Source organism: Streptomyces netropsis (assembly GCF_014203545.1).
In the GTDB taxonomy this organism is placed as follows: Bacteria; Actinomycetota; Actinomycetes; order Streptomycetales; family Streptomycetaceae; genus Streptomyces; species Streptomyces netropsis.
The window spans coordinates 391835-404912 of record NZ_JACHJG010000004.1; the positions used below are offsets into that span (position 1 = coordinate 391835).

The following is a 13078-nucleotide window of genomic DNA, read 5'->3' on the forward strand; positions in this document are numbered from 1 at the left end:
GCCCTCTCTACTTGTGCTCTCAACCGTTGACCGTACCGCTCGCGCGTCGTACGGCAAAAGCCGAGGGCCCATGCCAGGAGGCATGGGCCCTCGGCCTTCACTGACGACCGTCTCAGACCGCGATCAGGTCACAGACGAAGATCAGCGTCTCGCCCGGGGCGATCACGCCGCCGCCCGCGCCACGGTCGCCGTAGGCGAGGTGCGCGGGGATGGTCAGCCGACGGCGGCCGCCGACCTTCATGCCCTGGACACCCTGGTCCCAGCCCGCGATGACCTGGCCGGCACCCAGCTTGAACTCCAGCGGGTTGCCGCGGTTCCAGCTCGCGTCGAACTCCTCGCCGGAGGAGAACGCAACGCCCACGTAGTGGACCTTGACGAAGTCGCCCGCCTTGGCGACAGCGCCGTCACCCTCCCAGATGTCCTTGATCACAAGGTCGGTCGGCGGCTCGCCCTCGGGGAAGTCGATCTCGGGCTTGTCGATGCTCACGAAGCGCTCCTACGAATGAATCTTGCAGACAACCGTGCAATTCTGGCAGATCCCCGACCTGGAGACGGTCAGACCTTGCCCACGATGTCCACGACGAAGACCAGCGTGTTCTTGTCGAGACCGCTCTGCGGCTGACCCTCGTAACCCAGCTTCGGCGGGATGACCAGCTCGACCCGGTCCCCCACGCGCTTGCCGACCAGACCCTTGTCCCAGCCCTGGACGACCGAGCCGGTGCCGATCTGGAAGGCCGTGGCGCCGTTGTGGTCCCAGGAGGAGTCGAACTTCTCGCCGTTCTCCCACTTCACGCCGGTGTACTGCGCGATCAGGCCGTCGCCCGCCTTGACCTCCGGGCCGCTGCCCTTGATCAGCACCTGCTCCTTGAGGTCGGCCGGTGCCTTCTCGCCCTTGGGGATCGTGATGGTCGCGGCCTTCTGGGAGTTGTACTTCACCTCGGGCATGCCCGAGGCCGGGGCGGCCTGGTCGCCCTTGACCTCACTCTTGGGGTCGATCTTCTTCGTCGCCACGACATCGATCACCCACACCAGGCCGTCCTCCGGCTTGACGCCCGCCTGCGGGTTGAGCTGATCGCCGATCAGCGCCTTCGCCGTGCCCTCGACCTCGAAGCGGGTGCCCGCCTTCTTGCCGATCACCTCGTCCAGCACCTTGGCGGGCATCTCCTGGCTGGGCTGGCCGACCTGCGCCACCATCTGGCGCCGGGGGCCCTTGGCGCCCGGCTGGGTCGTCCAGGTGCCGCCGAGGGACTTGTTGTCCTTCATCGTCTGCCCGGCGAAGTCGAGCCGTACGAAGCCGCCCTTCTCCACCTTCTCGCCCGTGCCCTCGGTGATCGTCTTGACGACGAGCTTGTCGGAAGGCTTGGCGTCCTTGGGGGTGGAGATCTCGGGCTTCTCCCCGAACTTCCCCTCCACCTTCACCTGCGCGTCGGAGGAGCCACCGTCCTCGGACCCGCACGCCGTGGCGGCGAAGAGCAGGGCGGGCACGGCCAACGCGACGGCGAAGCGACGCGGGTTCTTCGAGTACGAGCGAGCGTGCGGGGGTCGGCCCCCGAGGAATTGCAGCATCAGTCCAACTCGGGCTAGGGGGGTGGCTTGGCAGTGCCCGCCACTTTACGGCTTGTGCTCTGTCGATCAACCCTGCCCGACACGGTCGGGTGCCGGACCCCGGGGTCCGGCACCCGACCGCTCATACCACTCTCATACAACCTTCATGCGGTGCCCGGGCTCACATCCCGGCGATCAGTTTCTCCACCCGGTCGTCCACCGACCGGAAGGGGTCCTTGCACAACACGGTGCGCTGCGCCTGGTCGTTGAGCTTGAGGTGCACCCAGTCGACGGTGAAGTCCCGGCGCTGCTCCTGCGCGCGGCGGATGAAGTCGCCGCGCAGCCGGGCCCTGGTGGTCTGCGGGGGCACGGACTTGCCCTCGAAGATCTTGAGGTCGTTGCAGACCCGGGCGGCCTGGCCGCGCCGCTCCAGGAGGTAGTACAACCCCCGGCGGCGGTGGATGTCGTGGTAGGCCAGATCTATCTGGGCGACCCTCGGATGCGACATGGTGATGTTGTTCTTCGTGCGGTACTTCTCGATCAGCTGGTACTTCATCACCCAGTCGATCTCGGTGGAGATCCGGTCCAGGTCCTCGTCCCGGATCGCCTCCAGCGTGCGGCCCCACAGCTCCAGGACGCGCTCGACGGTGCCCGTGCGGATGCCCCGGCGCTCGCAGAAGTCCACGGCCTTCTCGTAGTACTCCTGTTGGACCTCCAGGGCGGAGGCCTCCCGGCCGCTGGCGAGGCGCACCTTGCGGGTGCCGGTGATGTCGTGGCTGACCTCGCGGATGGCCCTGATCGGATTCTCCAGGGTCAGGTCCCGCATCACCGTGCCCGCCTCGATCATGCGCAGGACGAGATCGGTGGCACCGACCTTGAGCAGCATGGTCGTCTCGGACATGTTCGAATCGCCGACGATGACGTGCAGCCGGCGGTAGCGCTCGGCGTCCGCGTGCGGCTCGTCCCGGGTGTTGATGATCGGGCGCGAGCGGGTGGTGGCGGAACTGACGCCTTCCCAGATGTGCTCGGCGCGCTGGCTGACGCAGTACACCGCGCCGCGCGGGGTCTGGAGCACCTTCCCCGCCCCGCAGAGCAACTGCCGGGTGACGAGGAAGGGGATGAGGATGTCCGCCAGCCGGGAGAACTCCCCGTGCCGGGCCACGAGGTAGTTCTCGTGGCACCCGTAGGAGTTCCCGGCGGAATCGGTGTTGTTCTTGAACAGATAGACGTCGCCCGCGATCCCCTCCTCGTGCAGGCGGCGCTCGGCGTCGACGAGCAGACCTTCGAGAATGCGCTCGCCCGCTTTGTCGTGCGTGACCAGCTCGATCACGTTGTCGCACTCGGGTGTTGCGTATTCCGGGTGCGATCCCACGTCCAGATAGAGGCGGGCGCCGTTCCGCAGGAAGACATTGCTGCTGCGGCCCCAGGAAACGACACGGCGGAAGAGGTAGCGCGCCACTTCGTCAGGTGACAGTCGGCGCTGTCCCCTGAACGTGCACGTGACGCCGTACTCGTTCTCCAGCCCGAAAATGCGGCGATCCATGTCTGAACATTACGCCTGATGCCCTGCGCTGAAACCGGGTTCGACAGCACCGATTCGATCATTTTCCGGCAACGCACCGGCTTCGGCCACGGCGACCGGAGGTCCGAAGGAGCGCTGCGCCGCCAGGAGCACCAGCAGGGCGACCGCGCCGCCGCCGACGGCGACCGCGAAACCGGCGTCGGAGCCGCCGTACTCCACGGCCGGGCCGACGACGGCGATCCCGATGGAGGCGCCCACGCCGAAGGCGGTCACCAGCCAGGAGAAGGCCTCGGTGACGGTGCCGCGCGGTGCGTGGCGGTCCACGACGACGAACGCGCAGGCGAGCGACGGTGCGAGGAAGACTCCCGCCACACCGGCGAGCACGGTCATGGCGACGACGCCCGGGACGAGCAGGAGCGGCAGGTAGCAGACCGCGAGACCCGCGACGAGCAGCCGCAGCCGGCGCTCGGGCTCGCCCGCCCACTGACGGCCGCCGTAGACGACACCACCGATGAGGGCACCGACGCCGAGGGCCGAAAGCAGGTAGCTGGAGACCATCCCGCCGCCGTGCTCGTCGGCGTACGCCACCGACGCCACGGATATCGAGCCGAGCGCCGAGCCGACGAAGAAGAACGCCCCGAGCAGTACGAGCAGTCCGCGCGAGCGCAGCGCCCCCAGCCAGTGCGCCTCACGGGGCGCGCTGCGCCACTTGCGGGAGGGCGGGGAGGTGACCACGGCCAAGGCGCCGAGGACGCCTATCGCGTTGATGACGAGCAGCGCGGCGGCCTCGGACCAGGCGGCGACGATCAGGGTGACGGCCAGCGGGCCGACCGCGTACATGACTTCCTGGGCGACGGCGTCGAGCGCGTACGCGGCGTGGATGCGGTCCTCGCGCTTGAGGACGTCCGGCCACAGGGCGCGCAGGCCGCCCTCCAGGGGCGGGGTGAAGAAACCGGCGACGGCCATGGCCGCGTAGGCCAGCGGCAGCGGTTCCAGGCCGACCAGGCAGAACAGCACCATGCCGAGCGCGGAGAGCACGGCGGAGGGCAGCATCACACGGGGCTGGCCGAAGAGGTCCACGGCCCGGCCCAGCAGCGGCTGGCCGATGGCGTTGCCCACACCGTAGACGGCCGACAGCGCGCCCGCGAGGGCGTAGCTGCCGCCCTCCGCGCGGGCGAAGAGCACGATCGCCAGGGCGGCGGTGGCGCTCGGCAGCCGCCCCACCAGCGTGCCCGCGAGCAAGCGCGCCGCGTGCCGCGTCCTGAGCATTTCGCCGTAGCCGGCCGCCATCATCTGTCCACCTTCGCTGACCGAGACACCCTCGGGTTTTACGTATAACCTGCGGCGTTATACGTACCATGTCGGCAACCCGCGGGTCCACTCGCGGGCAGGCGGGAAACAGAGCGGGGAACGGGAAAAGGGGCGCGGACCGGTGGCGGAGACAGAGCAGGGCTCGTGGCGCGGGCGGGCGGCGGCACGCGGTGACGAGCGGTGGCCGAACGTCCGGGAGCTGGGGCAGCCGCGCGCGCGGATCACCAGCCGGGACGTGGCGCGCGCCGCGGGGGTGTCGCAGGCCACCGTCTCGCTGGTCATGGGCGACAAGTGGCGCGGCCGGGTCTCCGAGCGGACCGCCGAGGCCGTGCGCACCGCCGCGCGGGAGCTCGGCTACCGGCCGAATCTCGCGGCGCGCAATCTGCGGCTGGGCCGTACCCGTACGGCGCTGCTGGTGGTCCCCGCGCTCACCAACGAGTTCTTCGCCCGCGTCTACACCGGCGCCGCCCGGGCCGCCGCCGAGCACGGGGTCGGCGTGGTCCTCTACCCCTCCCCGGAGGGCACCGGGCCCGCCCGCGACCCCTTCGCCTCCGCCCGCGCGACCCTCGACGGCGTCATCGCCTCCTCCATGGCGGTGGACGCCCTGGCCGACATCCGCGACGGCGACCTGCCCCTCGTCATGCTCGACAGCGACCCCGGCCGGACGGAGGCGTCGGCGACCGTCAACCTCGACATCGCCGACGGCATGCGTCAGGTCACCGAGTATCTGCTGGGGCTCGGCCACCGCCGGTTCGCCCACCTCGCGGCCGACGTCGACTCCTGGACCTTCCACGTACGGGCCCGGGCGCTGGCCGACACGCTGGGCGGGGTCGCGGACGCGGTGCTGACGACGGAGCCCGCGGCCCTCGACGTCCGGGCGGGCCGGGCGGCCGCCGAGCGGGCCCTCGCCGGGCCCGGGCCCAGGCCGACCGCGCTGATCTGCGACGGCGACATCCTGGCGGCGGGTGCCTGCAAGGCGGCCCGGCGGCTGGGGCTGCGCGTGCCCGACGACGTCTCGGTGACCGGTTTCGACGATCTGCCCCTGGCGACGGCCGTCGAGCCGGAGCTGACCACGGTCCGGCTGCCGGCCGAGGCCGTGGGCGAGGCGGGTATGCGGGCGCTGATGGCCGTGCTGGACGGGCGGCCCGCCGCCCCCACCACCCTGCCGGTGGAGCTCATCGCCCGCGGCTCCTCCTCGCACGACGCCGCGCGCGCCGGCGAAGCGGGGTGACTGCGGGCGCGTCTTACCGCCTGCGGCGGCGAGCGCCTCTCGCCTGTCCGGCGGATCATCGGCTGCGGGCGTGTCTTACCGCCTGCGGCGGCGGGCGCCCTGCGGGCGCGTCCTCAAGCGCCGGACGGGCTGGAATCGGCTGAGCTCAGCCAAAACCAGCCCGTCCGGCGCTTGAGGACACCGCCGCGCAGCGGAGGTGCACACACCGCAGCCCTAGGACGCGCCCGGCGCCTCGTCCGTGCCCGGGCCGGCCGGCGCCTCCTCGGCTTCGTCGACGCTCACGTCCGTGGCGTGCCCGTCGAGCAGCCGGGAGAGCTGACGGCCCAGCAGCCGCTTGAACTTCCGCTGCTGCGGGCGCGTCCGGTCCAGGACCGCGACCTCGAGCTGCTCGGCGGTCAGGGTGCGCTCACCGCCGTTGTTGTCGCGGGCGAGCGACTCGACGGCGAGCTTGAGCGCCTCGGCGAGGGTCATCCCGTCCCGGTGCCGCTGGTCGAGGTAGCTGCTGATCTGGTCGGCGTTGCCACCGACCGCGACCGAGCCGTGCTCGTCGACGATCGAGCCGTCGTGCGGCAGCCGGTAGATCTGGTCGTCCTCGGGGCCGGCCCCGACCTCGGCGACGATCAGCTCGACCTCGTAGGGCTTCTCCGCGGCGCTGGAGAAGATCGTGCCCAGCGTCTGGGCGTAGACGTTCGCCAGACCGCGGGCCGTCACGTCGTCGCGGTCGTAGGTGTAGCCGCGCAGATCGGCGTAGCGGACACCGCCGATCCGCAGATTCTCGAACTCGTTGTACTTCCCCACCGCGGCGAAGGCGATCCGGTCGTAGATCTCGCTGACCTTGTGCAAGGCGCGGGACGGGTTCTCGGCGACGAAGAGAACGCCGTCGGTGTACTGGAGCACGACGACACTACGGCCCCGGGCGATGCCCTTGCGGGCGTACTCGGCGCGGTCGGCCATGGCCTGCTGGGGTGAGACATAGAACGGCGTCGACACCGGCTGTCCGTCCCTTTCTGTCAGTGGCGGGTAAAGGTTCCGTAAGGCGTCAGAGCAGTGCGGCCCGCGGGCCGTCCGGCTCCTGGAGACGCCGCTCGTGGATCGCGCGGACGACCTCGGAGCACTGCGCCTCGGTCAGCTTCCGGAACCCCTCGTCGGTGATGACGGTGACGATCGGATAGATGCGGCGGGCGAGATCGGGCCCACCGGTCGCCGAGTCGTCATCGGCCGCGTCGTACAGCGCCTGGACGACGAGCGTGGTGGTCTGAGCCTCCGTCAGGTCTTCCCGGAAGAGCTTCTTGAGCGCACCGCGCGCGAAGACCGAGCCGGAGCCGGTCGCCGCGAAGCCGTGCTCCTCGGAGCGCCCGCCGGTCACGTCGTAGGAGAAGATGCGGCCCTTGTTGCGGTCGACGTCCCAGCCGGCGAAGAGCGGCACCACGGCGAGGCCCTGCATGGCCATGCCGAGGTTGCTGCGGATCATCGTGGACAGCCGGTTCGCCTTGCCCTCCAGGGAGAGTTGGACGCCCTCGACCTTCTCGAAGTGCTCGAGCTCGAGCTGGAAGAGCTTGACCATCTCGACGGCCAGCCCGGCCGTGCCGGCGATGCCGACGGCCGAGTACTCGTCGGCCGGGAAGACCTTCTCGATGTCCCGCTGCGCGATGACGTTGCCCATCGTCGCCCGCCGGTCGCCCGCCAGCACCACCCCGCCGGGGAACGACGCGGCGACGATGGTCGTGCCGTGCGGCGCCTGGACGGCACCCTTCAGCGGAGGCAGCTGCCGATTGCCCGGCAGCAGGTCCGGGGAGTGCGCGCCGAGGAAGTCCATGAACGACGAGGAGCCGGGCGTCAGGAAGGGGGCCGGCAGACGCCCGATGCTACGAGTGTTGGCTTCCACGCGTTTCCTTCCAGATATGCGGCGGCCCGCCTCATCACGTCCGCCTGGTCCTTGAACCGCCCCGGTGCCGCACCACGGCCGGAGCACAGTACGCCAGGGACCTTACCCGTCCCATGATCGCTTTCCATATGCCCGTCCGGAGCGGCGGGACGCCTCACGCGTGCCCCGTCCCGCCGCTCCGCCGGGGCACGCAACTCATCCCGGCGGAACTCCCGTTCACGACGGAGGTGGCCGGCGCCGCGAACCCGGCGCCGGGCGACGTCCGCTTGCATCGAAAGCGCTTCCTCTTTTGATGCAATCCGGGCACTGTCCGCTACTCCCCGCCCTTTTGGACAAATGACCTCACGAAATCCTCGGCATTCTCTTCGAGGACATCGTCGATTTCGTCCAGCACGGAGTCCACGTCGTCCGACAGCTTCTCCTGGCGCTCCTTGAGGTCCTCCGAAGCCTGCGCGTCCTGCGCCTGCTCCTCGACCTCCTCCGTGGAACGCGTGGCCTTCTGCTGCCCGCCGCCGGTGTCCTTGGTCGCCATATCCCTCACCCCGCTCGGTTCGACGTACAAGATCAGATGTACCTGCTCAGACCCTACAAGCAGGGTCCGAGATCGGCCCTGCACTTGCTACAACGTCCCGGAACCACCGTGATGATTCCCCGAACGCAGTCTCCTCAGACCCCACTCAGCCCCCGGACAGGACACGGACCAGTTCCTCGGCCGTGCGACAGCGGTCCAGGAGCTCCTTGACGTGATTGCGGGTCCCGCGCAGTGGCTCCAGCGTGGGCACCCGTTGCAGAGAGTCACGACCCGGCAGATCGAAGATCACCGAGTCCCAGGAGGCGGCGGCCACGTCGTCCGCGTACTGCTCCAGGCAGCGGCCGCGGAAATACGCCCGGGTGTCCTCCGGCGGGGCCGCGATGGCCCGCTGGACCTCGTCCTCCTCCAGCAGCCGCTTCATCCGGCCGCGGGCCGCCAGCCGGTTGTACAGGCCCTTGTCGGGCCGTACGTCCGCGTACTGGAGGTCCACCAGGTGCAAACGGGCGGCGTCCCAGTCCAGGGTGTCCCGGCGGCGGTAGCCCTCCAGCAGCTCGCGCTTGGCCACCCAGTCCAGCTCACCGGCGAGGCTCATCGGATCGCGCTCGAGGCGGTTCAGCACGTCCTCCCAGCGGCCGAGGACGTCCTTGGTCTGCTCGTCCGCGTCCGCGCCGAAGCGGTCCTCCACGTACTTGCGGGCCAGCTCGAAGTACTCCATCTGGAGCTGTACGGCCGTGAGCGTACGCCCGCTACGGAGCGTGATCAGTCGGCTCAGCGTGGGGTCGTGGCTCACCTGGTGGAGGGTGCGGACCGGCTGGTCCACGGCCAGGTCGGCGGCGATGAAGCCGTCCTCGATCATCGACAGCACCAGGGCGGTGGTGCCGAGCTTGAGGTAGGTGGAGATCTCGGAGAGGTTGGCGTCGCCGATGATGACGTGCAGCCTGCGGTACTTCTCGGCGTCGGCGTGCGGCTCGTCGCGGGTGTTGATGATGGGCCGCTTGAGGGTGGTCTCGAGGCCGACCTCGACCTCGAAGTAGTCCGCGCGCTGGCTGAGCTGGAAGCCGTGCTCGCGGCCGTCCTGGCCGATGCCGACACGGCCGGCGCCGGTGACGACCTGCCGGCAGACGAAGAACGGCGTCAGATGGCGCACGATGTCCGAGAAGGGGGTCTCCCGCTTCATCAGGTAGTTCTCGTGGGTGCCGTAGGAGGCGCCCTTGTTGTCGGTGTTGTTCTTGTAGAGGTGGATCGGCTGGGCGCCGGGCAGCTGGGCGGCGCGCTCGGCGGCCTCGGCCATGATGCGCTCGCCGGCCTTGTCCCACAGCACGGCGTCGCGCGGATTGGTGATCTCCGGCGAGCTGTACTCCGGGTGGGCGTGGTCCACGTACAGCCGCGCGCCATTGGTGAGGATGACATTGGCCAGGCCGATGTCCTCGTCGGTGAGCTGGCTGGAGTCTGCGGCCTCGCGGGCGAGGTCGAAGCCGCGGGCGTCCCGCAGCGGGTTCTCCTCCTCGAAGTCCCAGCGGGCTCGTCGCGCCCGGTGCATCGCAGCCGCGTAGGCGTTGACGATCTGGGACGAGGTGAGCATGGCATTGGCGTTCGGGTGACCGGGGACGGAGATCCCGTACTCCGTCTCGATGCCCATTACTCGCCGTACGGTCATGCGGCCCTCCTAGCCCGGCGGCGCCCCGTGGTGGGGTCGCCGCTCAAGTACCGCTGCTCTTCCGGTCCGTGCGCATCCCCCACGTGCTTCGTGGCCCGGTACCGAAGAGCCTAGAACGGCTTTGCGGCGGTGGGGAGATCATTACAGTCATTGCTCCGGTTCGTGCCGCGCCCGGCCCGGCCGGGCCGCCTCGTGCCCGCCGGGGCCCGCCGAGGCCTCGCGAGCCCCTTTCCGGACGTGCCGGTGCCCGGTCCGGCGCAAAAGCGTCCGGCTGCGGACGCCCCCGGAGCACCCGCCCCGGCACCGAGGCGCCAAGGGCGGGACGAGGACATCCGCAGCCGGACGACGGTGTTACAGATACTGGCCGGTATTGGCCACGGTGTCGATCGAGCGACCGGTGTCCGCGCCCTGCTTTCCGGTGACAAGGGTGCGGATGAAGACGATCCGCTCGCCCTTCTTTCCGGAGATCCGGGCCCAGTCGTCCGGGTTGGTGGTGTTGGGCAGGTCCTCGTTCTCCTTGAACTCGTCCACACAGGCGGCGAGCAGGTGGGAGACGCGAATGCCCTTCTGGTTCTGGTCGAGGAATGCCTTGATGGCCATTTTCTTCGCCCGGTCCACGATGTTCTGGATCATCGCGCCCGAGTTGAAGTCCTTGAAATACAGGACTTCCTTGTCGCCGTTTGCGTACGTGACCTCGAGGAAGCGGTTTTCCTCGGATTCCGCGTACATCTGCTCGACGACCGACTGGATCATGCCGGCGACGGCGGCCCTGGCCGACCCGCCGTGCTCGGTCAGGTCGTCCGCGTGGACCGGCAGGGTCTCGGTGAGGTACTTCGAGAAGATGTCCTTGGCCGCCTCGGCGTCCGGACGCTCGATCTTGATCTTGACGTCGAGCCGGCCGGGCCGCAGGATCGCGGGGTCGATCATGTCCTCGCGGTTCGAGGCACCGATGACGATGACGTTCTCCAGGCCCTCCACGCCGTCGATCTCGGAGAGCAGCTGCGGGACGATGGTGTTCTCCACGTCCGAGCTGACTCCGGAGCCGCGGGTGCGGAAGAGGGAGTCCATCTCGTCGAAGAAGACGATGACCGGCGTGCCCTCGCTCGCCTTCTCCCTGGCGCGCTGGAAGATGAGCCGGATGTGCCGCTCGGTCTCGCCGACGTACTTGTTGAGCAGCTCCGGGCCCTTGATATTGAGGAAGAAGCTCTTCCCCGCGGGCTTGCCGGTGACCTCGGCGACCTTCTTGGCAAGGGAGTTGGCCACCGCCTTGGCGATGAGCGTCTTGCCGCAGCCGGGCGGGCCGTAGAGCAGCACGCCCTTGGGCGGCCGCAGTTCGTGCTCCTTGAAGAGGTCGGGGTAGAGGTACGGCAGCTCGACCGCGTCGCGGATCAGCTCGATCTGGTTTCCCAGTCCGCCGATCTTCGTGTAGTCGATGTCCGGGACCTCTTCGAGGACGAGCTCCTCGACCTCGCTCTTCGGGATGACCTCGTAGACGTAGCCGGATCGGGATTCGAGCAGCAGGGCGTCGCCGGGGCGGATGGTGACGTCCAGCAGCGGCTCGGCGAGCCGCACCACCCGCTCCTCGTCGGTGTGCCCGATGACCAGGGCCCGCTCGCCGTCCTCGAGGATCTCCTTGAGGGTGACGATGTCCCCGGCCCGCTCGAACGCCATGGCCTCGACCACGTTGAGCGCCTCGTTGAGCATGACCTCCTGGCCACGCCTGAGGTCCTCGACCTCGACGCTCGGGCTGACGTTGACCCGGAGTTTCCGCCCTCCGGTGAAGATGTCGGCCGTGCCGTCCTCATTGGTCTGCAGGAAGACGCCGAAGCCGGCCGGCGGCTGTGCGAGCCGGTCCACTTCCTCCTTGAGGGCCACGATCTGGTCGCGGGCCTCGCGGAGGGTGTTGGCGAGCCGCTCGTTCTGAGCGGACACCCCGGCCAGGTTGGTCTGGAGCTCGACGATCCGCTCTTCGAGAATCCTCGTGTGACGCGGAGAGTCGGCGAGCTTGCGCCGCAGGACGGCGATCTCCTGCTCGAGATAGGCAACCTGGCCCGCGGGGTCGTCAGACCCTCGCCCGGGCCGGATGCCGCGGTTCATGTCGTCGTCGTGGGCTGCCACGGTCCTCACCTCCTCCAAGGGGAGCTGGACGCTTCCAGACCCTACCTGGGCTGGTGCAGGTTGAAACCCCTAGATCACAAACCCGGTCGGAGTGTGTCCGATCTTCACCCTTGCGCACGTCCTCACGTCAGGGGAATACCCACCCATCAACATCGGAAAGCGGGCGGTTGTATCGTCGAGTCGGTCAACACCCGTCAGTGCTGGCTCCAATTGGTTCACGTAGGTAGGAAACGGCAGGCGAGATGACCGTGCGGAACGAAGGCCTCGACGAGCTGGAAGTCTGGATCGACCAGGACCTGTGCACCGGCGACGGCATCTGTGTGCAGTACGCCCCCGAGGTCTTCGAGCTGGACATCGACGGGCTGGCGTATGTGAAGAGCGCGGACGACGAGCTGCTGCAGGACAAGGGTGCCACCACGCGCGTGCCGCTGCCGCTGCTGGGCGATGTCCGGGACTCGGCGAAGGAGTGCCCGGGGGACTGCATCCACGTCCGCCGCGTCGCCGACAAGGTCGAGGTCTACGGCCCCGACGCCGAGTGACGCCTCACACACTCCCCGCGACGGGAAGTGCGGTGAGGACGAACTTGCCGCCCTTCCACCGCCATTCGACGGCCCGGCGCAGATCCGGGCAGCAACGCGGCACCTTCTTGTCGGAGTAGCCGAGCAGCGTGGCCGAAACCGTCCCCGGACCGCTCACCGCGAAGTCGGTGACGCTCATCTTCTGCCCGGGGTCGACCAGGGTCGCCGTGACGCGCGGCGCGGCGCCCTTCGCGCTCGGCGGCGCGAGGACGTAGATCCCGCTGGGCCGGGTGCCCGTCTCCGAGTGGCAGCGCACCACCGCGACCGTCTCCGGCCGTCCGTCGCCGTCGAGGTCGGCCGCGGCCCGTCGTACGACGTCCACCGGCGTTCCGCCGCAGTCGACCGGATAGCGCGCCGCCCGTGGATCGGGTGCCGCCGCGGGCGGGCCGCCGACGCCGGGTGCGGAACCGGGCGCGGAGTCGGGCGCGGAAGCGGTGACTGTGGTGGTCGCCGTGGCGTCGCCGGGGCCGAGGAGCGCCGCGCCGAGGAGCACGGCGGCCAGTGCCGCGGCGGTCGCAATCCAGTGCACGGGGCGGCTGCGGTTGTGCGCGGGCCTTTCGGGGACTGACGCGGGGCGGGGCGGCGGGAAGGCCACAGGGTGGGGCGGCGGGAAAGACTCTGGGCCGGCCGGAGGCTGCACGCGGGCTGAACTCCTGTGAGAGCTGTGGCTGCGGGGGGTGCCCAGCATCGTGCCACACG

Annotated in this window: 13 protein-coding genes; 2 read left to right on the forward strand and 11 right to left on the reverse strand. The window is 69.6% G+C overall.

The window, feature by feature from the left end; genetic code table 11:
• Positions 1 to 112: 112 nt before the first annotated feature.
• From FHS38_RS12925 to FHS38_RS12940, 4 genes are all read right to left on the reverse strand, one after another.
• Positions 113 to 487 (reverse strand): FKBP-type peptidyl-prolyl cis-trans isomerase, encoded by a 375-nt coding sequence (locus FHS38_RS12925; RefSeq protein WP_184733665.1) that lies wholly within the window; start codon positions 485 to 487, stop codon positions 113 to 115.
• Between the two features lie 68 nt (positions 488 to 555).
• Positions 556 to 1566 (reverse strand): FKBP-type peptidyl-prolyl cis-trans isomerase, encoded by a 1011-nt coding sequence (locus tag FHS38_RS12930; RefSeq protein ID WP_184733666.1) that lies wholly within the window; start codon positions 1564 to 1566, stop codon positions 556 to 558.
• Between the two features lie 160 nt (positions 1567 to 1726).
• Positions 1727 to 3088: a Pup--protein ligase gene (pafA, locus tag FHS38_RS12935; RefSeq protein ID WP_184733667.1), complete on the reverse strand. Its 1362-nt coding sequence runs from the start codon at positions 3086 to 3088 to the stop codon at positions 1727 to 1729.
• A 9-nt stretch (positions 3089 to 3097) separates the two neighbouring features.
• Positions 3098 to 4357, reverse strand: coding sequence for an MFS transporter (locus tag FHS38_RS12940; RefSeq protein WP_184733782.1), 1260 nt, complete (start codon positions 4355 to 4357; stop codon positions 3098 to 3100).
• Between the two features lie 256 nt (positions 4358 to 4613).
• On the opposite strand from FHS38_RS12940, the gene FHS38_RS12945 reads away from it, so the two are divergent.
• Entirely contained in the window at positions 4614 to 5609 is a 996-nt protein-coding gene (locus FHS38_RS12945) for a LacI family DNA-binding transcriptional regulator (protein WP_184733783.1), read from the forward strand.
• Between the two features lie 213 nt (positions 5610 to 5822).
• On the opposite strand, the gene prcA is transcribed toward FHS38_RS12945, so the two are convergent.
• The 6 genes from prcA to arc all read right to left on the reverse strand — a co-directional run bounded on the left by prcA (position 5823) and on the right by arc (position 11801).
• The gene (prcA, locus tag FHS38_RS12950; protein WP_184733668.1) at positions 5823 to 6599 is read right to left on the reverse strand and encodes a proteasome subunit alpha; all 777 of its coding nucleotides are present in this window, start codon (positions 6597 to 6599) and stop codon (positions 5823 to 5825) included.
• A 49-nt stretch (positions 6600 to 6648) separates the two neighbouring features.
• Positions 6649 to 7494, reverse strand: a complete 846-nt coding sequence (prcB, locus tag FHS38_RS12955) for a proteasome subunit beta (protein ID WP_184733669.1) — start codon at positions 7492 to 7494, stop codon at positions 6649 to 6651.
• Positions 7446 to 7766: an endonuclease domain-containing protein gene (locus tag FHS38_RS36325; protein ID WP_338931061.1), complete on the reverse strand. Its 321-nt coding sequence runs from the start codon at positions 7764 to 7766 to the stop codon at positions 7446 to 7448. Before FHS38_RS36325 ends, prcB begins: the two co-directional genes overlap by 49 nt.
• A 41-nt stretch (positions 7767 to 7807) precedes the next feature.
• Positions 7808 to 8026, reverse strand: coding sequence for a ubiquitin-like protein Pup (locus FHS38_RS12960; RefSeq protein ID WP_011027899.1), 219 nt, complete (start codon positions 8024 to 8026; stop codon positions 7808 to 7810).
• A 145-nt stretch (positions 8027 to 8171) separates the two neighbouring features.
• Positions 8172 to 9683 carry a depupylase/deamidase Dop gene (dop, locus tag FHS38_RS12965; RefSeq protein ID WP_338931062.1) on the reverse strand — a complete coding sequence of 504 codons (1512 nt, stop codon included), beginning with the start codon at positions 9681 to 9683 and terminating at the stop codon, positions 8172 to 8174.
• A gap of 351 nt (positions 9684 to 10034) precedes the next feature.
• On the reverse strand, positions 10035 to 11801 hold the full coding sequence (gene arc, locus FHS38_RS12970; RefSeq protein ID WP_184733670.1) for a proteasome ATPase: 1767 nt from the start codon (positions 11799 to 11801) through the stop codon (positions 10035 to 10037).
• 242 nt (positions 11802 to 12043) lie between these two features.
• On the opposite strand from arc, the gene FHS38_RS12975 reads away from it, so the two are divergent.
• On the forward strand, positions 12044 to 12340 hold the full coding sequence (locus FHS38_RS12975) for a ferredoxin (RefSeq protein WP_184733671.1): 297 nt from the start codon (positions 12044 to 12046) through the stop codon (positions 12338 to 12340).
• A 4-nt stretch (positions 12341 to 12344) separates the two neighbouring features.
• Here the strand turns inward: FHS38_RS12975 and FHS38_RS12980 are convergent, their stop codons facing one another.
• A complete protein-coding gene (locus FHS38_RS12980; protein ID WP_373301809.1) occupies positions 12345 to 12899 on the reverse strand; it encodes a hypothetical protein in 555 nt (184 codons plus the stop codon).
• Positions 12900 to 13078: the final 179 nt, after the last annotated feature.

What these genes read in the sequence shown, in the direction of transcription:
- dop (WP_338931062.1), bottom strand. Translation starts at nt 9,683, where the DNA reads ATGACCGTACGGCGAGTAATGGGCATCGAGACGGAGTACGGGATCTCC.
- FHS38_RS12960 (WP_011027899.1), bottom strand. Translation starts at nt 8,026, where the DNA reads ATGGCGACCAAGGACACCGGCGGCGGGCAGCAGAAGGCCACGCGTTCC.
- FHS38_RS12940 (WP_184733782.1), bottom strand. Translation starts at nt 4,357, where the DNA reads ATGGCGGCCGGCTACGGCGAAATGCTCAGGACGCGGCACGCGGCGCGC.
- FHS38_RS12975 (WP_184733671.1), top strand. Translation starts at nt 12,044, where the DNA reads ATGACCGTGCGGAACGAAGGCCTCGACGAGCTGGAAGTCTGGATCGAC.
- pafA (WP_184733667.1), bottom strand. Translation starts at nt 3,088, where the DNA reads ATGGATCGCCGCATTTTCGGGCTGGAGAACGAGTACGGCGTCACGTGC.
- FHS38_RS36325 (WP_338931061.1), bottom strand. Translation starts at nt 7,766, where the DNA reads ATGCAAGCGGACGTCGCCCGGCGCCGGGTTCGCGGCGCCGGCCACCTC.
- FHS38_RS12930 (WP_184733666.1), bottom strand. Translation starts at nt 1,566, where the DNA reads ATGCTGCAATTCCTCGGGGGCCGACCCCCGCACGCTCGCTCGTACTCG.